Origin of the sequence: Kineococcus arenarius subsp. arenarius (assembly GCF_050871845.1) — a bacterium.
Classification (GTDB): Bacteria; Actinomycetota; Actinomycetes; order Actinomycetales; family Kineococcaceae; genus Kineococcus.
The window spans coordinates 36,690-57,934 of sequence record NZ_JBJLSE010000003.1; the positions used below are offsets into that span (position 1 = coordinate 36,690).

At 75.2% G+C, this 21,245-nt stretch carries 19 protein-coding genes and 1 pseudogene; 13 read left to right on the forward strand and 7 right to left on the reverse strand.

The window, feature by feature from the left end:
* Positions 1-86 precede the first annotated feature (86 nt).
* Entirely contained in the window at positions 87-1,097 is a 1,011-nt protein-coding gene (locus ACRYM0_RS01825; protein ID WP_432501559.1) for a zinc-dependent alcohol dehydrogenase, read from the reverse strand.
* A gap of 166 nt (positions 1,098-1,263) precedes the next feature.
* Between ACRYM0_RS01825 and ACRYM0_RS01830 the strand changes: the two genes are divergently transcribed.
* From ACRYM0_RS01830 to lhgO, 5 genes are all read left to right on the forward strand, one after another.
* A complete protein-coding gene (locus ACRYM0_RS01830) occupies positions 1,264-1,482 on the forward strand; it encodes a hypothetical protein (RefSeq protein ID WP_432501562.1) in 219 nt (72 codons plus the stop codon).
* Positions 1,479-1,937 carry a pyridoxamine 5'-phosphate oxidase family protein gene (locus ACRYM0_RS01835; protein WP_432501564.1) on the forward strand — a complete coding sequence of 153 codons (459 nt, stop codon included), beginning with the start codon at positions 1,479-1,481 and terminating at the stop codon, positions 1,935-1,937. The genes ACRYM0_RS01830 and ACRYM0_RS01835 overlap by 4 nt, the downstream gene beginning before the upstream one ends.
* A 67-nt stretch (positions 1,938-2,004) precedes the next feature.
* Positions 2,005-3,126, forward strand: a complete 1,122-nt coding sequence (locus tag ACRYM0_RS01840) for a hypothetical protein (protein WP_432501566.1) — start codon at positions 2,005-2,007, stop codon at positions 3,124-3,126.
* A gap of 65 nt (positions 3,127-3,191) precedes the next feature.
* Positions 3,192-5,507, forward strand: coding sequence for an EAL domain-containing protein (locus ACRYM0_RS01845; protein ID WP_432501567.1), 2,316 nt, complete (start codon positions 3,192-3,194; stop codon positions 5,505-5,507).
* Between the two features lie 100 nt (positions 5,508-5,607).
* A complete protein-coding gene (gene lhgO, locus ACRYM0_RS01850; protein ID WP_432501569.1) occupies positions 5,608-6,879 on the forward strand; it encodes an L-2-hydroxyglutarate oxidase in 1,272 nt (423 codons plus the stop codon).
* A gap of 13 nt (positions 6,880-6,892) precedes the next feature.
* On the opposite strand, the gene ACRYM0_RS01855 is transcribed toward lhgO, so the two are convergent.
* A complete protein-coding gene (locus ACRYM0_RS01855; RefSeq protein ID WP_432501570.1) occupies positions 6,893-7,450 on the reverse strand; it encodes a GXWXG domain-containing protein in 558 nt (185 codons plus the stop codon).
* Positions 7,451-7,554: 104 nt separating this feature from the next.
* On the opposite strand from ACRYM0_RS01855, the gene ACRYM0_RS01860 reads away from it, so the two are divergent.
* The 3 genes from ACRYM0_RS01860 (at position 7,555) to ACRYM0_RS01870 (ending at position 10,027) form a co-directional block, all read left to right on the forward strand.
* A complete protein-coding gene (locus tag ACRYM0_RS01860) occupies positions 7,555-8,025 on the forward strand; it encodes a DnaJ family domain-containing protein (protein ID WP_432501572.1) in 471 nt (156 codons plus the stop codon).
* Between the two features lie 25 nt (positions 8,026-8,050).
* Positions 8,051-8,917, forward strand: coding sequence for an LLM class flavin-dependent oxidoreductase (locus tag ACRYM0_RS01865; RefSeq protein ID WP_432501574.1), 867 nt, complete (start codon positions 8,051-8,053; stop codon positions 8,915-8,917).
* A gap of 108 nt (positions 8,918-9,025) precedes the next feature.
* Positions 9,026-10,027 carry an LLM class flavin-dependent oxidoreductase gene (locus tag ACRYM0_RS01870; RefSeq protein ID WP_432501652.1) on the forward strand — a complete coding sequence of 334 codons (1,002 nt, stop codon included), beginning with the start codon at positions 9,026-9,028 and terminating at the stop codon, positions 10,025-10,027.
* Positions 10,028-10,093: 66 nt separating this feature from the next.
* Here the strand turns inward: ACRYM0_RS01870 and ACRYM0_RS01875 are convergent, their stop codons facing one another.
* Genes ACRYM0_RS01875 through ACRYM0_RS01885 form a run of 3 tightly spaced genes read right to left on the reverse strand, consistent with a single transcriptional unit; the run spans position 10,094 to position 13,329 of the window.
* Positions 10,094-11,011 carry a carbohydrate ABC transporter permease gene (locus ACRYM0_RS01875; RefSeq protein WP_432501575.1) on the reverse strand — a complete coding sequence of 306 codons (918 nt, stop codon included), beginning with the start codon at positions 11,009-11,011 and terminating at the stop codon, positions 10,094-10,096.
* 1 nt (position 11,012) lies between these two features.
* Positions 11,013-11,954, reverse strand: coding sequence for a carbohydrate ABC transporter permease (locus ACRYM0_RS01880; protein ID WP_432501576.1), 942 nt, complete (start codon positions 11,952-11,954; stop codon positions 11,013-11,015).
* A 43-nt stretch (positions 11,955-11,997) separates the two neighbouring features.
* The gene (locus tag ACRYM0_RS01885) at positions 11,998-13,329 is read right to left on the reverse strand and encodes an extracellular solute-binding protein (protein ID WP_432501577.1); all 1,332 of its coding nucleotides are present in this window, start codon (positions 13,327-13,329) and stop codon (positions 11,998-12,000) included.
* 198 nt (positions 13,330-13,527) lie between these two features.
* On the opposite strand from ACRYM0_RS01885, the gene ACRYM0_RS01890 reads away from it, so the two are divergent.
* The 3 genes from ACRYM0_RS01890 to ACRYM0_RS01900 all read left to right on the forward strand — a co-directional run bounded on the left by ACRYM0_RS01890 (position 13,528) and on the right by ACRYM0_RS01900 (position 16,999).
* On the forward strand, positions 13,528-15,423 hold the full coding sequence (locus ACRYM0_RS01890) for a glycoside hydrolase family 2 protein (RefSeq protein ID WP_432501578.1): 1,896 nt from the start codon (positions 13,528-13,530) through the stop codon (positions 15,421-15,423).
* A gap of 10 nt (positions 15,424-15,433) precedes the next feature.
* A complete protein-coding gene (locus tag ACRYM0_RS01895; RefSeq protein WP_432501580.1) occupies positions 15,434-16,486 on the forward strand; it encodes an aldo/keto reductase in 1,053 nt (350 codons plus the stop codon).
* 78 nt (positions 16,487-16,564) lie between these two features.
* Positions 16,565-16,999, forward strand: coding sequence for an ANTAR domain-containing protein (locus ACRYM0_RS01900; RefSeq protein WP_432501582.1), 435 nt, complete (start codon positions 16,565-16,567; stop codon positions 16,997-16,999).
* A gap of 29 nt (positions 17,000-17,028) precedes the next feature.
* On the opposite strand, the gene ACRYM0_RS01905 is transcribed toward ACRYM0_RS01900, so the two are convergent.
* Together ACRYM0_RS01905 and ACRYM0_RS01910 are read right to left on the reverse strand one after the other, a co-directional pair.
* Positions 17,029-18,858, reverse strand: coding sequence for a GGDEF domain-containing protein (locus tag ACRYM0_RS01905; RefSeq protein WP_432501584.1), 1,830 nt, complete (start codon positions 18,856-18,858; stop codon positions 17,029-17,031).
* A 107-nt stretch (positions 18,859-18,965) separates the two neighbouring features.
* Entirely contained in the window at positions 18,966-19,742 is a 777-nt protein-coding gene (locus ACRYM0_RS01910; RefSeq protein WP_432501585.1) for an endonuclease/exonuclease/phosphatase family protein, read from the reverse strand.
* 36 nt (positions 19,743-19,778) lie between these two features.
* On the opposite strand from ACRYM0_RS01910, the gene ACRYM0_RS01915 reads away from it, so the two are divergent.
* Together ACRYM0_RS01915 and ACRYM0_RS01920 are read left to right on the forward strand one after the other, a co-directional pair.
* On the forward strand, positions 19,779-20,396 hold the full coding sequence (locus ACRYM0_RS01915) for a nucleotidyltransferase (RefSeq protein ID WP_432501587.1): 618 nt from the start codon (positions 19,779-19,781) through the stop codon (positions 20,394-20,396).
* A 118-nt stretch (positions 20,397-20,514) separates the two neighbouring features.
* Positions 20,515-21,222: pseudogene (locus ACRYM0_RS01920) on the forward strand (sigma-70 family RNA polymerase sigma factor); the annotation flags it as partial.
* Between the last annotated feature and the right edge of the window lie 23 nt (positions 21,223-21,245).

A 21,245-nucleotide genomic window follows, 5' to 3' on the forward strand; every position in this document is an offset into this window, starting at 1 on the left:
GGCGCGCGGGGTCCGCTGCGCGCCGGGGCCGCCGGGGCCGCCGGGGCCGCCGGGGCCGCCGGGGCCGCCGGGGGTGCTGGTGCCGCTCAGAGCTCGAAGACCACCCGGGCCGGCACGCGGCCGGCGAGGACGTCGGCCATGGCCTCGTTGACGCTCTCCAGCGGGCGGGGCACCGCCACCACCCGCGTGCGGCCGGCGGCGTGCAGGGCGAAAACGTCCGCCAGGTCGTTGCGGGTGCCCACGATGGAGCCGATGACGGACTTGCCCTGCAGGACGGTGTCGAAGATGGGCAGGGTGATGGTGCCGTCGGCGGGCAGCGCCACGCACACCAGCCGGCCACCGGGGCGCAGTGCCCGGTACGCCTGCTCGAAGGAGGCCGGGGAGGCCGCCAGGGCGATGCTGACGTCGGCACCGCCCAGGGCCTGCACCGCCTCGGCGGCGTCCACCTCGCGGGCGTTCACGAGGTGGTCGGCGCCCAGCTCCTTCGCCAGCTGCAGCTTGTCCTCCTGCACGTCCACCGCCACGGTGAAGCCGCCGGCGATGCGCGCGTACTGCAGCGCCAGGTGCCCCAGCCCGCCGATGCCGAAGACGGCGACCGTCTCGGCGGGCGCCACCCGGGCGACCTTCACGGCCTTGTAGGTGGTCACTCCCGCGCACGTCAGCGGTGCGGCGTCCAGCGGGGTGATGCCCTCCAGGACCGGGGTGGCGAACGCCGCCGGCAGCACCGCGTACTCGGCGAACGCGCCGTCGACGGAGTACCCGGAGTTGCGCTGCTGCGCGCACAGCGTCTCCCAGCCGCTCACGCAGTGCCGGCAGCTGCCGCACGCCGAGCCCAGCCACGCGATCGCGACCCGCTCGCCCACGCGGCGGGAGGTCACCCCCTCCCCGAGCGCCTCGACGATCCCGATGCCCTCGTGGCCGGGCACGAACGGCGGGTTCGGCTTCACCGGCCAGTCGCCGTGCGCGGCGTGGATGTCGGTGTGGCACAGGCCGCTGGCCTCGATGCGCACCAGGACGTCACCCGGTCCCGGGGTGGGCACGGGGACCTCGCGCACCTGCAGCGGGGCGGCGAACTCGGTGACGACGGCAGCTCTCACGGTGTCCTCCCGGACGTGGGACCGGGGCGACCGACCGCCCCGGGAACACCTCCAGCCTGCTGCGGGGCGGGCGGCGCCGGCAGGGCCGGAGGTCCCGACCGGCCGGGACCCCGGTGGGGACCTTCGGCCCTGCCCCACCGGCACCCGCGGGGGGCACCGTCGGGGCATGAGCCACCTCACCGCGCTGACCGCGCTGACCGCGCTCGAGCGCCGGGCGCTCCCGGGGGAGCGGGGCACCGGCCGGGCCGCCCACGCCGTGCCCGCCGTGGCGACGCTGGACCACGTCGACGCTGACCGCCGCCTGGTCCCGCCACCGGGGCGGGACCGCGTCGTGGACCTCACGCAGGACCGCGCGCAGGACCTCGCGCGGGGGCTGGGCCGGTGAGCGCCGCAGCGCCGGTCCCCGGCGTGGAGGTCCTCGACGAGCGCACCTGCTGGGAGCTGCTGCGGCAGGCCCCCTACGGCCGCTTCGTCGTGGTGGACGCCGACGGGCGCCCGGACGTGTTCCCCGTCAACCACGCCGTCGACCACGGCAGCGTCCTGTTCCGCACGGCCGACGGCGGCAAGCTGGCCGCGGTCGCGTCCGGCTCGCCCGTGGCCTTCGAGGTCGACGGCGTGAGCGGCGACCTGGCCTGGAGCGTCGTGCTGCGCGGCGTGGCGCACCAGGTCACGCGCATGGCCGAGCTGCTGGACACCGCCTCGGTGCACCTGGCCCCCTGGCAGGCCGGCGGCAAGGGCCGCTTCGTGCGGGTGCGCGGCGACCTGAGCGGCCGCCGCTTCCCCGTCACCGGGTCGGGGTGGTGGGCGGTGGGCCCGGCAGGGCCCGGCGCTCCCGCCTGACGGCAGGTCCTTCCACGGCCACGCTGGGTAGGGTGCGGGGGACCGCCCCCGACGCCGAGGTGCCGCCGTGCCGAAGAAGAAGAAGCCCGCCCGCCGCACCACCGGGACGCGGCCCGCGCCCGGCCCCGCACCCCTGCGGGCCGGGGGCCGCGCCCTGGGCGACCTGCAGGTGGCGTACCGCACCTTCCTGGAGACCGAGGAGGACGAGGCGGTCCTGGCGCCCGGTGACCTCGAGGCGCGCCTGATGGAGTCGCTGGGCTGGCTGCTGCTCGACTCCGGCGAGCCGATCGTCCAGGGCTCCGCCACGTGGTTCTCGCCGGCGCAGCTGCGCGAGCTGTTCACCGAGGTCGTCCCCGCCGTCGCCGAGCACAACGGCCTGGACCCGCAGGAGCTCGTCGACGAGGTCCGCGTGGCGTGGACGACGTACCTGATGTTCCTGGGCGAGTCCGGCGCCTGGCGGGGGGACCCGGAGGAGCTCGCGGACTGCCTGGACGTCGCCTCCGGCGGCATCGCGGGCGCCGCCTCGGACCAGCACAGCGTGCTGGACGCCCTGGAGGCGGCGGCCCTGGCCGTGCCGGCCGAGGAGGAGCTGCGCGACCTGCAGGCCGTGCCCGTGGTCACCGGTGCCCTGCGCGCCCTGGACGCCCTGCGCGCCGGGGTCCCGGTGGGGGAGGAGCCCGTCGTGGACGGCCCCGTCATCGACGCGCTGCGCGCGCAGGTCGGCGAGGTGCTGGACCCGGTGGCGCTGTGGCTGGACTGGAGCGCCGCCGGCGTCGTGGAGGTCGTCGACGGGCGCACCCACGTGCCCGGGCCCGTGGACGCGCTGCACGACGTGGAGGCCCGCCGCGACGTCGCCGCCGGGGCCCTGGCCTCCGCGATCACCACCGTGCTCGCCGCCTCCTCGACCCCCGCCGCCGTCGTGGGGGGCCTCAGCGTCGTCACCTCCTCCGTGCTGGGGCCCATGACGACGCAGCAGCTGCAGGCCGTGCTGGACACCACCGGGGACGGCGAGGAGCTGCCCGCGGCGCTGGAGACGGTGCGCGCCCTGGTCGAGCTCGGGGTGCTGTCCGCGGTGGAGCCGTGGACGGCGCGGCCCGGCGTGGCCGGCGCGGTCTCCGAGGTGGTCTCCACGTTCTTCGCGCAGGACCGTGACGAGGAGGACGGGGTGGACGTGCCGGTGCACGCTTGAACCCGCCGGCCGCACCGGGCCGGGCCGGGCTCAAGCCGGGCGGCCGCCGTGCCGAACACCCGCGGGTGACGCAGGAGGTGACCGTGCAGGTCCGCGACGTGCTGCTCGGCGCGGGGGTGCGCAGCGTGTTCCAGCCGATCGTCGAGCTGGACACCGGTGACGTCGTCGCCTACGAGGCGCTGGCCCGCGGCCCCGTCGGCCCGCTGGAGCGCCCCGACCGGTTGTTCGCCGCCGCCCGCGCCGAGGGCCTGCTCGCGCAGCTGGACGAGGCGTGCCGCGCGGCGGCGTTCCGCGGCGCCGTGGCGAGCGGGCTGCTGGCGCCCCTGACGCTGTTCGTCAACGTCGAGCCCGAGGTGCTCGACAGCGCCCCGCTCGACGAGCTCCTGGCCATCGCCGAGGGCGCGCCCGGGGACCTGCGCGTCGTCGTGGAGATCACCGAGCGCGCCCTCGCCGCCCGCCCCGCGGAGCTGCTGCGCACGGTCGCCCGCGTGCGCGAGCTCGGCTGGGGCGTCGCCCTGGACGACGTGGGTGCCGACGCGATGTCGCTGGCGTTCATGCCGCTGCTGCAGCCGGACGTGGTCAAGCTGGACCTGCGCCTGGTGCAGGAGCGCCCCGGCGCCGCCGTCGCCGAGATCATGCACGCGGTCAACGCGTACGCCCAGGCGAGCGGGGCGACCGTGCTGGCCGAGGGCATCGAGGACGAGCGACACCTGACGATGGCGCGCGCCCTGGGCGCCCACCTGGGGCAGGGCTGGCTGTTCGGCCGCCCCGGCCCGGCCCCGGTGCCCGGCCTGCGCGCCGGCGAGCTGCGCCTGCTCGAGGCGCCGGCGGTGGGGCGCTTCGCGGAGTCGTCGCCGTTCGCGCTGCTGCCGCCCGGCACGCCCCTGCGGCGCTCGCCGAAGTCGCTGCTCATCGAGCTGTCCAAGCAGCTCGAGCGCGAGGCGCTGCGCATCGGTTCCACGTGCGTGGTCGCCGCCACCTTCCAGGAGGCGCGGCACTTCACCCCCGCCGCCACCGGCCGCTACCGCGACCTGGTCGAGCGCACCGGGTTCGTGTGCGCGCTGGGCGAGGGGCTGCCCGCCGAGCCCCTGCCCGGCCTGCGCGGTGCGGCGCTGTCTCCGCACGACCCGGTGCGCGGGGAGTGGGACGTCGTCGTCCTCGGCCCGCACTTCGCCGTGGCGCTGCTGGCGCGCGACCTGGGCGACGACGGCCCGGACCCCCGCCGCACGTTCGAGTACGCCCTGACGTACGACCGCAGGACGGTCGTGGCGGCCGCGCACTCGCTGCTGTCCAGGGTGGCGCCGCGGGCCGCGCCCCCCGCAGGCGTCCCCGCGCCGGCCGCGACGGCCGTGGCCGCCGGCACGACCACGGCCGTCGGCCCGGGCGTGGCCGCCGCCGTCGGGGCGGCCGCGGTCGCCGCGGGCGTCGCCGGCCTCGGCGCGGACGCCTCCGTCGCCGAGCGCGTCCTGCAGCGCGTGCTGGGCACCACCTCGCACGGCGTGACGATCGCCGACGTCACCCGCCCGGACCAGCCGCTGGTGTACGTCAACGCCGCCTTCGAGGTGCTGTCCGGGTTGCGCTCGGAGCAGGTGCTGGGCCGCAACTGCCGGTTCCTGCAGGGGCCGGGCACCGACCCGGTGGCGCTGGCGGCGCTGCGGGCGGCGATCGAGGACGGGCGGGAGTGGCGCGGGGTGGTGCTGAACCACCGAGGCCCCGAGCGCACCCCCTGGTGGAACGAGATCCAGCTGGCCCCCGTGCGCGATGCCGCCGGGCGCGTGGTGCGCTACGTCGGCCTGCAGAACGACGTCACCGAGCGGGTGGAGGCGCAACGGGCCCTGGAGGTGGAGCGCGAGCGCACCCGCGCCCACCTGCGGCGCATCGAGGACCTGGCCCGCACCGACGCCCTGACGGGCCTGCCGAACCGCCGCCACCTGGCCGACCGGGTGGCCGGCGCGCTGGCGGCGGGGGACGCGGTCGCCCTGCTGTTCTGCGACCTCGACGGTTTCAAGGCCGTCAACGACCGCTTCGGCCACGGCGCGGGCGACGACCTGCTCGTGGCGGTGGCCGGCCGGCTGCGCGACGTCCTGCCGCCGGGCGGCCTCGTGGCGCGCCTGGGGGGCGACGAGTTCATCGTCGCGCTGACCGCGCCGCCCGGGCGGCCTGCGCTCGGCGCGGTGCGCGAGGTCGCGGACCGGTTGTCCCGGGCGGTGACCGACCCGATCCCCCTGGGAGGGGTGGAGGTGTCGATCTCCGTCAGCGTCGGGGTGGCCGTCTCGGCCGCGGGCGACGGGGTGGAGGACCTGCTGCACCGCGCCGACGAGGCGATGTACGAGCGCAAGCGCGCCCAGCGCGACGAGCCCCGCCCCGCACCGCTCCGCTGACCACCGCCGGTCACTGGCCGTCAGCATCTAGCTGCGCACGGGTGCGACGTGCCCGGGGTGGCGCAGCGATCCGCGAGGGTGGTCCCCCGGTGCCCCGCCGATGCGCGACACTCCTGCGGGGGTCCCGCGCGCCCGGCGCCGCGGGAGCACGCACCGCACCGCAGCAGCAGGGGGAGGAACACGCATGGGTAGCCACGTCGTCGTCGCAGGTGGGGGCATCGTCGGCCTGTCCACGGCCTGGGCGCTGAGCTCGCGCGGGCACCGCGTCACGGTCCTGGAGAAGGAGGACCGCCTCGCCGAGCACCAGACGGGCAACAACTCCGGCGTCATCCACTCGGGCCTGTACTACGCGCCCGGCAGCCTGAAGGCCACGCTCGGCACCGCCGGCGCGAAGTCGATGCGCGAGTTCGCCGAGGAGCACGGCGTCGCCGTCGACATCTGCGGCAAGCTCGTCGTGGCCACCACCCCCAAGCAGGTCCCGGCGCTGCGCCGCCTGCTGGAGCGTGGCCGCGCCAATGGCGTGCCCGTGCGGTTGATCTCCCCGGAGGAGGCCCGCGAGTTCGAGCCGCACGTCACCTGCGTGGCGGCCCTGCGGGTGGAAAGCACCGGCATCGTCGACTACCGCGGCGTGTGCGACACCCTCGCGCAGCTCGTGGAGAAGGACGGCGGCGAGATCCGCACCGGCTCCGAGATCGTCGGGGTCTCCTCCACGTTCCGCTCGGTGACCGTGCAGACCACCACCGGCGAGGTCACCGGCGACGTGTTCGTCAACTGCGGCGGCCTGCAGTCCGACCGCATCGCCCGCCTGGCCGGCCTGGAGCCGGAGGTGCGCATCGTGCCGTTCCGCGGGGAGTACTTCGAGCTCACCCCGCAGCAGTCGCACCTGGTCAAGGGCCTGATCTACCCGGTTCCCGACGCCACGCTGCCGTTCCTCGGAGTGCACCTGACCAAGATGATCGGCGGCGGCGTGCACGCCGGCCCCAACGCGGTGCTCGCCCTCAAGCGCGAGGGCTACACCTGGCGCGACGTCTCCGCCGGCGACCTGCTCGACACGTTCCGCTGGCCCGGCACGTGGAAGCTGGGGCAGAAGTACTGGCGGACCGGCATCGACGAGGTGCTGCGCTCCGCCTCGCGCAAGCGCTTCCTGGCCAGCCTGCGCGAGCTCGTGCCGGCGCTGGCCGACGACGCCCTCGTGCCCACCCACGCCGGGGTGCGCGCGCAGGCCCTGCACCGCAGCGGCGCGCTGGTGGACGACTTCTACTTCGAGCGCGGCATCCGCCAGGTGCACGTCCTGAACGCCCCCTCGCCCGCGGCGACCGCCTCGCTGGAGATCGGCCGGCGCATCGCCGACGAGATCGACTCCGAGGTCTGAGGGTGCGCTGCGCTCAGGGCCGCTCCGGAGCCCGGTGCAGCACGAAGAAGAACGGTTCCCGCAACCCGCGCAGGTCCATCACCCCGAGCAGCGTGGTGGGCCCGGCGCGGCGCAGGTGGTCCAGCACGGGCAGGTCGTCGTAGACGACGGTGGCCGTCGGCGCCCCGCGGTGCTCCACCAGCCGCAGCCGCGCCGCCGGCCGCCGCGTGAACAGCAACGGGCGCGCAACGGCGGAGGCGCAGCGCGCGAGGCGGTTGCGGGCCAGGTGGCCGTGCTCGCGCAGCAACCCGACCGGTGCCCAGCGCGGGTCGACGGGCCTCGGGCGGCCGCGGGCGTCGCGGAACAGCAGCGGGTGGACCTCCTCCGGGCCGAGGAACTCCTTGCCGTACCAGCCGTGCAGCTCCAGCAACCCGTCCAGGCGGTGCCCGGTGGGCAGCCCCGTGCCGCGCCAGCGCCCGCGCAGCTCGGCCGGCGAGAGGGGGGCCAGGGCGTCGAAGAGGTCCAGCGCCTCCTGCGCGTCGCCCCGTTCCGGCCAGGTCAGCAGGTGCTGCTCGGCCTCGCTCGTCCCCACCCGGGGAAGTCTGCGCGGCCGGGCGCGGCCCGGCCAGCCGGGACCGGGGGACCGGCGTCCGCGGCACCGCGCGTGGCCCGGCCCCCGGCCGTAGCCTCGCTGGGGTGACGAGCCGGAAACCCGCCGGCAGCTCCTTCGAGAGCTGGGTCGAGCGGCAGGTGCGCGAGGCCGCCGAGCGCGGCGAGTTCGACGGCCTGCGCGGTTCCGGCGAACCGCTGCGCCACCTCGACCGCCCGTTCTCCGCGGAGGAGTGGGCCGCCGACAAGGCGCGCCGCGAGGGCTTCGACGTCTCGGCGATGCTGCCGCCGGCGCTCGCGCTGCGCCGCGAGCGGGAGGTCCTGCTGCGGGACCTGGGTGAGCTGCGCTCGGCCGCGGAGGTCGACGCCGTCGTGGAGGGGTTCAACGACCGGGTGCGCGAGCTGTACCGGCGCCCGGCCGACGGCCCGCTGGTGGTCGTCGCGCTGCTGGACGCCGCGCGGCTGCGCGAGCGCTGGGAGGCCACCCGCCCCGCACCCGCCGCGCCGCCCGCGGCCGCGGTGCCGGTGCGCCGCCGGTGGTGGCGGCGGCGCGGCTGAGCCCTCGCCGGTCTAGGGTCGCGCCGTGAGCCTGGCCCTGTCCGCCGTCGTCCTCAACGACCACGCGCCCGCGGCGTTCAGCGCCGCCGTGCGGGAGGTGGAGGCCGCGGGGCTGCGCACGGCGTGGACGTACGACCACCTGTCCTGGCGGGACATGCGCGAGGGGCCCTGGTTCAACGCCGTGCCGCTGCTGGCCGCCGCGGGCACGGCCACGAGCACGGTGCGGCTGGGCACGCTCGTGGCGTCCCCGAACTTCCGCCACCCGGTCACGTTCGCCTCCGAGGTGATGACGCTGGACCACGTGTGCGGCGGTCGCTTCGAGCTGGGGGTGGGTGCGGGCACGTCGGCGCACGACGCCGCCGTGCTCGGTGCCCCGCCGCTGACGCCGGGGCAGCGGCAGCGGCGGTTCGAGGAGTGGGCGACGTTGCTGACCCGGCTGCTGGCGCAGCGGGTCACCGACGCGAGCGGCGAGCACTACACCGCGCACGACGCCCGCACCGTCCCCGGCCCCGCGCAGCCGGGCGGGGTGCCGCTCACCGTCGCCGCCGCCGGGCCGCGCGGGATGGCGTTCGCCGCCCGCACCGCGAGCGCGTGGGTCACCTACGGCGACCCGTCCGCCACCGGGCCGGAGGCCGTCACCGCCGGGTACGTCGCGGCCGCCGAGCGGTTCGAGCGGACCCGCCGCGCGGTCGCCCCCGAGCGCGAGCCGCGCCGCCTGGCCCTGGTGGGCCGCGACGAGACGGGCGTGCTCGAGCGGTACGGCGAGTTCGCCGACCGCCTGGCCGCGGCCGGTTTCGACGAGGTCGTCGTGCACTGGCCGCGCCCGGACGGCCGCGGGGTCCCGGCGGGCGCCCTGCCGGGGGTGCTGCGCACCCACGGCCTGGAGGGGTGAGGGGCCGGGTGCGTGGGAGACGACCACGCGGGTGAGGATGCGGGGCGAGTGTCCCGTGTCCCGGACGAGGAGGAGCGCGTGCCGCGCGAAGGAGAGCCGCTGGAGCGGATGGGGTTCCTCACCATCGGCTCGTTCGACCCCGACGACCCCGGCCCGGGGCACCGCAGCACCCTGGAGGTGATCGAGCTGGGGGAGCGGCTGGGCTTCGACAGCGCGTGGGTGCGCCACCGCCACCTGCAGCACGGCATCTCCTCCCCGGTCGCGGTGCTGGCCGCCGCGTCCCAGCGCACCCGCCGCATCCGGCTGGGCACGGCGGTGACGCCGCTGGGGTGGGAGAACCCGCTGCGCCTGGCGGAGGACCTGGCGACCGTGGACGTCCTGTCCGGCGGCCGGCTGGAACCCGGCGTCAGCGTCGGGCCGCCGGCCCACTTCCCGCACGTGCGCGACGCGCTGTACCCGGGCACCGCGGACGCCGAGGACTTCGGCTACGAGCGGGTGCTGCGGTTGCAGCGCCTGCTGGGCGGCGAGGCTGCCAGTTCCTTCAGCGGCACCGAGGGCACCGAGACGTACTCCGAGCGGGTGCAGCCGCACTCACCGGGGCTGGCGCGGCGCCTCTGGTACGGGGCCTCGAGCCTGGCCTCGGCCCGCTGGGCGGGGCGCAACGGGCTGAACCTGCTGACCTCCAGCGTCGTGAAGGCCGAGGGGGACGGGCCGTGGGACTTCGGGCGGTTGCAGCGCACGCAGGTGCGGGCGTTCCGCGCCGCCCACCCGGCCGGCGCGGCGGCCCGCACCTCGCAGGGCCTGGTGGTGATCCCCACCGACGGGGCGAGCCGAGCCCAGCGGGAGCGCTACGCCGCCTACGTGGCCGCGCGCACCCCGCGCACCCGGGAACCGCAGGGGCCGGCCCGGTTGCTGTTCGCCCCGGACCTGCTGGGCGGCAGCGAGGAGATCGCCGCCGCGCTGCGCGCGCACCCGGGGTACCAGGAGGTGAGCGAGGTGGTGTTCGCCCTGCCGTTCGGCTTCGCGCACGAGGACTACGTGCAGATCCTCACCGACACCGCGACCCGGCTCGGCCCCGCGCTGGGGTGGCGGGCGGACGCTCCCGCCTGAGCGGCAGCGGGCCCCCGGCCGAACGGCCGGGGGCCCGCTGGGAGCGCCTCGCGAGCGGGCGCCGGTTCAGCCCTTCAGGCCGGTCCCGGCGACGCCCTCGACGATGCGGCGCTGGAAGAGCAGGAACAGGATCACCAGCGGCAGGGCGCCCAGGATGGACGACGCCTGGATGTCGGAGTAGCGCTGGCCGAACGAACCCTGCACCGTCGCCAGGCCGACCGGGATGGTCATCAGCTCCGGGTTGGAGACCACGAACAGCGGCAGCAGCAGGTTGTTCCAGACGTTGACGAACGCCAGGATCGCCATCGCGGAGACGACCGGCTTGGACAGCGGCATGATGATGGAGCGGTAGATGCGCCAGAAGCCCGCGCCGTCGATGCGGGCGGACTCCTCCAGCTCCTTGGGCAGGCCGTCGAAGAACTGCTTGAAGACGAACACCGCGATGACGTACGGGATCTGCGGCAGGATCACCGCCCAGTAGGTGTTGAGCAGCGAGGCCGCGTCGAGCATCTGGAAGATCGGCACCACGAGGACCTGGTTCGGGATCATGATGCCGGCCAGCATGAGCACGAAGACCAGTCCTCGGCCGCGGAACTGCAGCCTGGACAGGGCGTACCCGCTCATCGACGCGAACACGACGGTCAGCGCGGTGGTGACCGCGGCGGTGAAGAAGCTGGCCAGGTACCAGTCCCAGATGGCGCCGTCGCGCAGGATGTTGGCGTACGGCTCGAGGGTCAGGCCGCCGTGGCGGAGGATCTCCTCGGCCCCGACCGCGGACACGCTGTTCGGGGTCAGCGACGTCTTGATCGCCCAGAGGCTGGGGATCAGCCACAGGACCGCGAAGACGCCCAGCACGGCGCCGCACACGACGTTGAAGGCGCGGCTGCTGTTCTTCGACGAGTCCGTCACCCGCCGCGGCGGCGGGGCCGCGGCCGAGATCCCGGGGGTGCGGCGCGGGGTGCTGCTCGTTCCGGTGGACGCCATGTCAGGCCCTCCTCTCCTGCGCGCGGTCGATGAGCTGCCGCAGCACTGCGATGATCACGATGACGATGAAGAGAAGCACCGAGGCGGCCGAGGCGGCCCCCACCCGGAAGTCGGTGAACGCCGACGTGGTGATCAGGCCCAGGGCGACCTCCGTGGCGATGCCGGGGCCGCCGCCGGTCATGAGGTAGACCTGGTCGAAGATCTTCAGGCTGGCGATGATCTGCAGCAGGACGACCAGGGTCGTCGTGCGGCTGAGCATGGGGATGGTGATCCACCGGATCTGCTGCCACGGCGTGGCGCCGTCCAGGGCGGCCGCCTCGTACAGCTCCCGCGGGATGTCCTGCAGGCCGGCGAGGTAGAGGATGAAGTTGAACCCGATCGTCCACCAGACGGTGGTGACGGCGATGCCGACCATGGCGATGCTCGGCGTGCCCAGCACGGGCGAGGGGGCATCCACGCCGAACCACCCCTGGACCACCGCCAGCAGGCCGCTGGCCGGGGTGTAGATGAAGTTCCAGATCAGCGCGATGGCGGCGGACGGCAGGATGAACGGAACGAAGAAGGCCAGGCGGAAGAGCGCCTGCCCCCTGCGCACCCGGTTGGCGAGGATGGCGAACAGGAAGGCCAGCACGACCAGCGGCGGCGTCGTGTAGATCGTGAACTGCAGGGTGTGCCACATCGCCGACCAGAACTCCGGCCGGGTCAGCATCTCCTGGTAGTTCCCGAAGCCGGCGAAGGAGCCGAACCCCTCCTGGACGATGCTGGTGTTGAAGAAGCTGGCGACGACCATGTAGACGGTCGGCCAGATGAGGAACAGCACGTAGAAGAGGGCGAAGGGGGCGATGAACAGCCAGGCGGGCTTGGTGTCGCCCGCACGCATCCGGTCCTTCCTCAACGGCTGAGAGGCGGCCGCTCCGGGTTGCGTGATGGTCGGTGCACTCACGAGCGGCTCTCCTGTCGGCACGAGCGGGTTTGCGGTACGGGGCTCACGACAGCGGGTCCGCGGTCCTGGCGTAGGTGCCCAGCTGCGAGCGCATGCTGGCGATGGCCTGCTCGGGGCTGGCGATGCCCTGCATGACCAGGCCGATCTGGGCCCCGACGATGTTCTCGAAGTTCGACCCCGACCCGGAGTACCACGCCGGGGCGTCGTAGACGGCGTAGTCGGCGGCCTCCGCGTAGTCGGACTGCGGTTCCATCGCGGCGTACTCGGGGCTGCGCAGCGCGGGCAGGTAGGCCGGGACGTGCCCGCCCTCCGCCCAGGCCAGGCTCTGGTCGAGCATGGACTTCACGAAGCCCATCGCACGTTCCAGCTGGTCCGGGGTGCGCTCCATCGTGGGCAGGACGAACGCGTGGGAGTCGGCCTGGCAGGCCGGCTGGTCGAACAGGGTGGGGACGGGGGCCATCCCGAACTCCAGCCCCTCGACGCTCTGCGCAGTGGTGATCTCCCACTCGCCCTGCAGGTAGAACGCCGACTGCCCGGTGAACATGAGCGTCTGCGAGCCGGCGTAGTCCGTCGCCTGCGGCATCAGGCCGCTGCCGGTCAGGCCCTGCAGGTACGCCAGCGTGTCCGCGACGAGCGCCTCGTCGAACGTGAGTTCCGTCCCGCCGTCGGAGAGAAAGGGGGTGCTGCCGTTGCGCTGGGAGTACAGCGTCTGGAAGAAGCGCCAGGGCGTCGCCGTCTCGCTGACCGTCGCGACGCTCGCGCCGTAGGCCCCGGTGACCTCCTTCGCCGCCGTCAGGGCGGCCTCCCACTGCTCGGTGCCCTGGATGGGCACCAGTTCGTCGTCCGCGTCGAGCAGGCCGGCGTCGCGGCAGACCGTCTTGTTGTAGAAGAGGACGAACGGGTGGGTGTCCAGCGGGATCGCGTAGGCCTTGCCGTCCAGGACGGTGGACTCCCACACCTTGGGCGTGAAGTCGGTCGACGAGAGCCCCACCGAGGCCAGCATCTCCTCGGTGATCTCGGTGAGCAGCCCGGCGCGCGCGAGGTTCGTCGCCCGCGTCGCGTGGGCCACGGCCACGTCCGGGGGCTTGTCGCCGAGCGTGGCCAGGGAGACCTTCGTGTAGTACGGGTTGCCCCAGGCGAACGTCGCCGCCTGCAGCGCGCCCGAGCCGCCGTGCTGCTGCTCGTACTGGTCGAGCATGAGCTGCAGCCGGGCGCCGTCGCCGCCGCCGAAGAGGTTCCAGAAGGTCACGGTGCCGGGCGCGAGCTGGGTGCCTGCGACACCTGCCGCGAAGGGCGTCCCGCACCCGGAGGCCGTCGCGGCCAGCCCGAGGCCGCCGGCGGCGAGGCCGCCGTGCAGGAGGGAGCGCCGGGTCATCGCCCGGCGCCGTGGTGCAGGTGGAGAACTGGTCACGCCGTCCGTCCCTCGCCCGGGCGGGGACTCCGATGTCCCCGCTGGTGCTGCCGGACGCTAGCACCGACCTGCAACGTTGTCAGGAGCCGTCGAGGGGTGTTGCCCGCACCGTCGCGGCGGCGGCATGCTGCGCTCGTCCCAGCCCTCGACGAGGAGGCTCCCGTGCCCCAGGCCACCGGCCGCTCCGACCACCCGAACCACGTCCCCCGGCCGGAGCACCCCCGGCCCTCGGTGCGCCGCCCGGACTGGCTCTGCCTGAACGGCCGCTGGGAGTTCGAGGTGGACGCCGGGGACTCCGGTCTGGAGCGCGGCCTGCTGGAACGCCCGCTCGCCGGGGCGATCACCGTGCCGTTCGCCCCGGAGTCGCAGCTGTCGGGGGTGGGGACGACGGACTTCCTGCCGGCCGTCTGGTACCGCCGCGAGGTCGAGCTGCCCGCGCAGTGGGCCGGCCGGCGCACCCTGCTGCACTTCGGTGCCGTCGACCACGACGCGACCGTGTGGGTGGACGGCGAGGAGCTGGCCCGCCACCGCGGCGGGTTCACCCCGTTCACGGTCGACCTGGGGCACCGCAGCGGCACGGTGACCGTCGTGGTCCGCGCCCGCGACAGCCGGTGGGGCCCGCAGGCGCGCGGCAAGCAGTCCACCCGCTACGACGCCTACGAGTGCTTCTACGCGCGCACCACCGGCATCTGGCAGACGGTGTGGGCGGAGCCGGTGCCGGACGTCTCCCTGGCGCGGCCGCGGATCACCCCGGACGTCGCCGGCTCCGCGTTCCACCTGGAGCAGCCGCTGCGCCGTTCCGGCACCGGCAGCGCCGGGGACCGCGCCGGCTGGACGCTGCGCGCCACCGTCTCCGACGCGGACGGCGAGGTGCTCACCGCCGCCGCGCGCGCCGACCTGGACCTGTCCCCGCGCCTGGTGCTGGCGCTGCCGCAGGACCGGGTGCGGCTGTGGTCGCCGCAGGACCCGCACCTGTACGACGTGCGGATCGCGCTGCTGGACGCCGACGGCGCCGAGGTCGACGCCGTGGACACCTACGCGGGCCTGCGCTCGGTCTCCATCGACGGCAAGGCGGTGCTGCTCAACGGCCGGCCGGTCTTCCAGCGCCTGGTGCTGGACCAGGGGTACTGGCCCGACGGGCTGATGACCGCGCCCAGCGACGAGGCCCTGGTGCGCGACATCGAGCTGTCGCTGGCCGCCGGGTTCAACGGCGCCCGGCTGCACCAGAAGGTCTTCGAGGAGCGGTTCCTCTTCCACGCCGACCGCCTGGGGTACCTGTGCTGGGGGGAGTTCGGCGACTGGGGCGCCGCCGAGCGCGGCACGCAGCTGGACCACGAGTTCCAGCGGCCCACCGCGTCCTTCGTCACGCAGTGGCTGGAGGCCCTCGAGCGCGACCACTCGCACCCCTCGCTCATCGGCTGGTGCGGGCTGAACGAGACCTACCAGCGCCTCACCGACCGGATCACCGTGCTGGACGACGTCACCCGCGCGATGTTCCTGGCGGCGAAGGCGATGGACACCTCCCGCCCCGTCCTGGACGCCTCCGGGTACTCGCACCGCGTCGCCGAGTCCGACGTGTGGGACTCGCACGACTACACGCAGGACCCCGTCGAGTTCGCCCGGGAGGTCGGCGGCCTGGCGCAGGACGACCCGCACACCAACCGCGGCCCCGACGGGGAGGTGTGGTCGGTGCCCTACGGCGGCCAGCCCTGGTTCTGCAGCGAGTTCGGCGGCATCTGGTGGCGACCGGACACCCAGGCCAGCGACTCCTCCGTGGACCGCGGTGCGGAGTCGTCCTGGGGCTACGGGCAGGCCCCGCGCAGCGAGGAGGAGTTCCACGAGCGCTTCGCCGGGCTGACCGCCGCCCTCCTGGACGACCCGCTGATGTTCGGCTACTGCTACACCCAGCTCACCGACGTCTTCCAGGAGCAGAACGGCGTCTACTCCTTCGACCGCTCGCAGAAGCTGGACGTGGCGCGGGTGCGCGCCGCGCAGCAGCGCCCCGCCGCGATCGAGGAGGCGTGGCGCTCCCGGGCGGGCGGGGAGGGGCGCGCGTAGGGTCGCGGGCATGGAGTACCGACGACTCGGACGGTCGGGGCTGCGCGTCTCGACGATCACCATGGGCACGATGACGTTCGGCGGCAGGGGCGCCTTCGCGAACGTCGGCAACACCGACGTCGAGCAGGCCCGCCGCCAGGTGGACACGGCGCTCGACGCCGGCGTGAACCTCTTCGACACCGCGGACATCTACTCCGACGGCGTCAGCGAGGAGATCACCGGGGAGGTGCTGCAGGGCCGTCGCGACGACGTCCTCGTCGCCACCAAGGCGCGCATGGTCACCGGCCCGGGCCCCAACGACGGCGGCGCCTCGCGGCACCACCTCGTGCGCTCGGTGGAGCGCAGCCTGCGCCGCCTGCGCACCGACCACGTGGACCTCTACCAGATCCACGAGTGGGACGGGCAGACCCCGCTGGAGGAGACGCTGGAGGCGCTGGACACGCTCGTGCGCTCCGGCAAGGTCCGCTACGTCGGCGCCTCCAACTACGCCGGCTGGCAGCTGATGAAGGCGCTGGCGGTGGCCGACGCCCGCGGGTACCAGCGATACGTGTCCCAGCAGATCCACTACACGCTGCAGGCGCGCGACGCGGAGGACGAGCTGGTGCCGCTGACGCTCGACCAGGACCTCGGCATCCTGGTGTGGAGCCCGCTGGCGGGTGGGCTGCTGTCCGGCAAGTACCGCCGCGACCGCAGCGCACCGGAGGGCTCGCGGCACCTCACCGAGTGGAGCGAACCGCCCGTGCACGACGAAGGCAAGCTGTACGACACCGTGGAGGTCCTCGTCGAGGTGGGCGAGGCGCACGGCGTCTCCGCCGCGCAGGTGGCGCTGGCCTGGCTGCTCGGCCGCCCCGGCGTGACGTCCCTGGTGATCGGCGCGCGCACCGAGGAGCAGCTGCGCGACAACCTCGCCGCCGCCGACCTCGTGCTCACCGGCGACGAGCGCCGCCGCCTGGACGAGGTCAGCGCGGTGCCGCTGCGCTACCCGCACTGGCACCAGGCGGCCACCGCGAAGGACCGCCTGTCCACGGCCGACCTGTCGCTGCTGGGCCCGCACCTGGGGTGAGAGGGGCGCCGCGGGCCGGCGCGACCGTCACTGCGAGCGATGGCTAGGCTGCGGACAGCGCGTGGCCCGGACCTCGCCGTGCGCGGACCCGGCGTGGACGTGCGCCCGGGAGACGTCGTACGGAGGTTCCTCATGCAGGACGGCGCGCCGGCGCGCGAGCACGGCACCGGACCCCTGGCCCGGCCCGGGGACGAACGCGCGGGGGAGCGCGCCGAGCTCGAGCAGCTGCGCACCGAGGTCGCGCAGCTGCGCGTCGCCCTGACCCGCCGGCCCGTCATCGACATGGCCAAGGGCGCGGTCATGGCGGTGGCCCGCTGCGACGAGGAGACCGCCTTCCAGCAGCTGTCCCGGGTCTCGCAGGCGCACAACGTCAAGCTGTTCGACCTGGCCACCGCGCTCCTGCAGGACCTGCCCGCCAGCGCCGCCGGCGTCCCGCCGCGCGAACCGCACCCCACCCCCACCACCGTGCGCGACCCGCGCGAGCTCGTCGCACGGCACTGGACCCGCGTGTAGGGCCCGCTGCGGGGACGCCGCCGGCCGCGTCAGCAGGGGGTTGTGGCCGCCGGGAGCCCGCAGGGCGCGGCCGGCGTCGCGACGACCGTGGTGTCGCGTCCCGCGTGCTTGCCGCGGTACAGGGCCTCGTCGGCCAGCGCGAGCACCTCGGCCGCCGACGCGCCCGGCACCCACTGGGCCACCCCGACGGTCGCGCTCTGCCCGCGCGGCACCACCGCGCGGATCCGGTCGGCCACGTGCACCGCCTCCGCGGCGGTGCACCCGGGCAGGGCCAGCACGAACTCCTCCCCACCCCAGCGGGCCAGGGTGTCGGCCTCCCGCAGGCAGGACCCGGCCAGGTCGGCGAACTCGCGCAGCAGCGCGTCGCCCTCCAGGTGGCCGAACGTGTCGTTGTAGCGCTTGAAGTGGTCCAGGTCGATGAGCGCGAACGTCAGCGGGGTCGCCGTGCGCTGGGCCCGGGCGATCTCCCGCGGTGCCGTCTCGTCCCAGCGGCGGCGGTTCGCCAGACCGGTCAGGGCGTCGCGCTCCGCGGCCCGCGCCAGCCGCGCCAGCAGGTCCGCACGCTCCACCGCGTGGGCCGCCTCCCCGGCGAACGTGCGCAGCAGGGAGGACAGTCCCGCCGGCAGCGCCGCCACGCGCCGGTGCCACACCACGCTGAGGACGCCGATCGGCTCGTCGTCGCGCAGCAGCACCGGCTGCCACACCGCCGAGGCGGCCCGCACCGAGCGGGCCAGGTCCGGGTCGGCGCCCGGGTGGGTGGCCAGGTCGGGGGCGAAGACCTGCTCGCCGTCCAGGAAGGCCGTGGCCGTCAGGCCGGTGCGGGAGGTGACGTCCACGCGGGTGCCCGCCACGGTCCCCGTCCCCGCCGCCGCGGTGGGCACCAGGACACCGGGCTCCTCCGGCTGCAGCAGGTACACGGCGTCCGCGCCCGCCAGCTCGCGCACCGCCTCGCACACCGCCTCGCGCGGGTCCTCGGCGGTGGCCACCGCGCGCGAGGCCCGCGCCAGGGCCTCGACCTGCTCGGCGTGCTCGGCGAGCTGCGCGTGCGCCTCGGCCAGCGCCGCCTCGCGGGCGCGGGCGGCGGTCACGTCGTGCATGGCCAGCACCGCGCCCAGCAGGTTCCCCGTCGCGGTGCTCATCGTGCGCGCCGTGCACAGCACCGTGCGGGCGGGACGCCCGAACGGCACCACCACCACCTCGGCGTCCACGACGTCCTCCCCGCGCAGCGCGCGCTGCAGGGGGGAGCCCGCCGCGGTGAGCAGGGTCCGCCCGTCCGCCCCGTACAGGCCGTAGTGGGCCGGCTGGTCCTCGGGGTCCAGGTCGTCGCGCACCGGCTGCCCGAGCCAGTCGATGGCCGTGTCGTTGCCCAGCTGCAGCCGTCCCTCGGGGTCGGCGACGAGGATGCCCACGTCCACGGTGGCCAGCACCGCCTCGGTCAGCTCGCGGCGGTGCTCGACCTCCGCCATGACCAGCTCGGCCAGCGTGCGCTGCTCCTCGGCGTCCAGCGCGTCGCGGGAGACCGAGGCGCCGGTGCGCCGCTCCAGCACCGGCACCAGCAGCAGCGCCACGTCCTCCAGGCCGGCCAGGAGCGCCGCGTCCGGGTGCGCGGCGTGCAGGCACAGGGCACCCAGCGCTGCTCCCCACGCCCCCACCACCGGCACGCGCGCGCACGTGCAGGCCGCGCCGGGCTCCAGCGCGCACGGCTCGTCCCCGGTCAGCACCTCCACGTCCCGGCTGGACAGCCCCGCCACGGCGGCGGCCAGGCGGACGGCCGCCGCGACCTCGGGGTCCGGCGCCGGGGCCGGGTCGGCGGCGCGCGCGCGGGCGGGCGCGAGGGCCCTGTCCGTGCTGGTGCTCACGTCACCCTCCGTCTCCGCTGCGCATCGGCGTCCTGGGTCCATCGGCGCTCGCGGGTGCGGGGTTGAGCGTTCTCGCGCGGGCGGGTCCCGCAGCGCTCGCGGGGGCTTCAGCCCAGGTCGACCGTCAGGGCCAGGTGGTCCGACAGCGGCAGGCGCCGGGCTCCGGCGTCGAGCACGCGCAGCGGGCGGGTGCCGTCGCCGCCCACCAGCACGTGGTCCAGCTGGCGCTGCGGGGCGTGCGCGGGGAAGGTGTCGGCCCGCACGAGCGAGCGCATCCCCGTGCTGCGGCGCACCGCCTCCGCCTCCAGGTTGAGGTCCCCCATGAGCACCACCGGGGCGGGGCAGCGGCGCAGCGTGCGCACCAAGCGCCGCAACTGCCAGGTGTTCCAGCCGGGGATGAACGACAGGTGGGTGCCCGCCACGGTCAGGCAGCGCCCCGTCGCGGGATCCTCCACGACGGCGACGACCGCCACCCGCGGTTCGTCGCGCACCAGCGTCGGGCGCCGCCGGCCGGGGAAGACCACCGGCACCGTGCACGGCACCGACGGCAGCCGCACCACCTCCCAGGAGCGCACCGGCAGCCGCGACAGCAGGGCGATGCCGTAGGCGGCCTCGTCGGGCTGCTCCGCCCCGGTGGCCGCCATCCACGTCGCTCCCGGGGTTCCCGACAGCGCCGCGACGAACCGGTGCTCGTCGGCGCCCAGCGCCCCGGCGGCCACCGCCGTCAGGTCCGCGCGCGCCGAGCGCTCCTGCGAGCGGTCCACCTCCTGCAGCGCCACCACGTCCGCGTCGAGGGAGGCGATCGCGTCCGCGTAGCGGGCGACGTCCACCCGGTCGTCCTCGAGCGATCTGCCGTGCAGGATGTTGAAGGTCGCCAGTCGCACCCCTCCAGGGTGCGCCACGAGGGCAGGAGGGGCACGGTGGAGAACAGGGGAGCGCACGGCGTCGGGGACGGGGAGGTGGACGCGGGCGTCAACGCGACCGCGACGACGATCGAGCAGCGGCGCACGGCGCTGGTGCGGGTCGCCGCGGAGCTCAAGCGCGCCGAGGTCCCGTTCGCCCTGGCGGGCGGGTACGCGGCGTGGGTCCACGGCGCCCCCGAACCGGTGCACGACGTCGACTTCGACCTGCGCGCGTGCGACGCGGAACGCGTGCGCGAGCACTTCCGTGAGGCCGGGTACGAGGTGCTCAGCCCGCCGGAGGACTGGCTGTTCAAGGTCCTCAGCGACGGGGTGGAGGTCGACCTGCTGCACCGCGGCGGCGGCGTGCCGGTCGACGACGACCTCCTCTCTCGTGCGGGCCGGCACGAGGTGCTGTCGGTGGAGATGCCCGTCATCAGCGCGACCGACGTCGTGGTGCACAAGCTGTGCGCGTTCGACGAGCACACCTGCGACTTCGCGCCGGGCCTGCGGGTGGTGCGCAGCATCCGCGAGGCCGTCGACTGGGACGAGGTGCGCGAGCGGGTGCGCGAGCGCCCGTTCGCACAGGCGTTCGTGCACCTGCTCGAGCTGCTGGAGGTCGTGCCGGCCGGTTCCTGAGCGGAGCCCGTGAACCCGTCCGGCTGCGGTTGCCGACCGGGGGTGTCGGTGCTCGACTGTGGCCCGCGGGTGCAGCAGATCGCCTGGCCACCGAGCACGAACAGATGCGGAGGGTTCCGTGACCGCTCTAGTTCCCGACGTCGACGCGGCAGCGTCGAGCGAGACCACCACCTGGGCCGTCGAGGGCCTGGTCGTGGAACACCTGGACCTGGCGCGGGGGCTGGCCTCGCGCTACCGCAACCGGGGCGAGTCCTGGGACGACCTCGTGCAGGTCGCGTTCCTGGGCCTGGTCAAGGCCGCCCGGGGCTACCACCCCGGTGCCGGCGCCTCGTTCGCCGCGTACGCGACCCCGACGATCACCGGCGAGATCCGCCGGCACTTCCGCGACCACGGCTGGGATGTCCGCCCGCCGCGACGCCTGCAGGAACTGCGTTCCCGGTTGCGCTCGGTGGAACGGGAGATGGAGCAGGAGAACGCGGCCGGGGCCGACGAGGAAGCCCTGGCCCACCGGCTGGGAACCTCCGTGCACGAGGTCCGCGAAGCCCGGTGCGCGGCGGCGGCCTACTCCGCGGTCTCCCTGGACGCGCGGCTGGGCGCCGACGACGACACGACCGTCGGCGACACCCTGGTGGCCTCCGGCGACGCGGTCTCCGTGGTCGACGACCTCGCCTCGCTCGGTCCGGCACTGGCGGAACTGCCCGACCGGGACCGCCGCATCCTGGCGCTGCGTTTCTTCGCCGACGCCACCCAGTCCCAGATCGCCGCGGAACTGGGCATCAGCCAGATGCAGGTCTCCCGGTTGCTCTCGGCGGTGCTGCGGCGGTTGCGCGAGGCGCTGACCGCCGAGCC

What these genes read in the sequence shown, in the direction of transcription:
- ACRYM0_RS01830 (WP_432501562.1), top strand. Translation starts at nt 1,264, where the DNA reads ATGAGCCACCTCACCGCGCTGACCGCGCTGACCGCGCTCGAGCGCCGG.
- lhgO (WP_432501569.1), top strand. Translation starts at nt 5,608, where the DNA reads ATGCGCGACACTCCTGCGGGGGTCCCGCGCGCCCGGCGCCGCGGGAGC.
- ACRYM0_RS01870 (WP_432501652.1), top strand. Translation starts at nt 9,026, where the DNA reads ATGGGGTTCCTCACCATCGGCTCGTTCGACCCCGACGACCCCGGCCCG.
- ACRYM0_RS01875 (WP_432501575.1), bottom strand. Translation starts at nt 11,011, where the DNA reads ATGGCGTCCACCGGAACGAGCAGCACCCCGCGCCGCACCCCCGGGATC.
- ACRYM0_RS01885 (WP_432501577.1), bottom strand. Translation starts at nt 13,329, where the DNA reads ATGACCCGGCGCTCCCTCCTGCACGGCGGCCTCGCCGCCGGCGGCCTC.
- ACRYM0_RS01895 (WP_432501580.1), top strand. Translation starts at nt 15,434, where the DNA reads ATGGAGTACCGACGACTCGGACGGTCGGGGCTGCGCGTCTCGACGATC.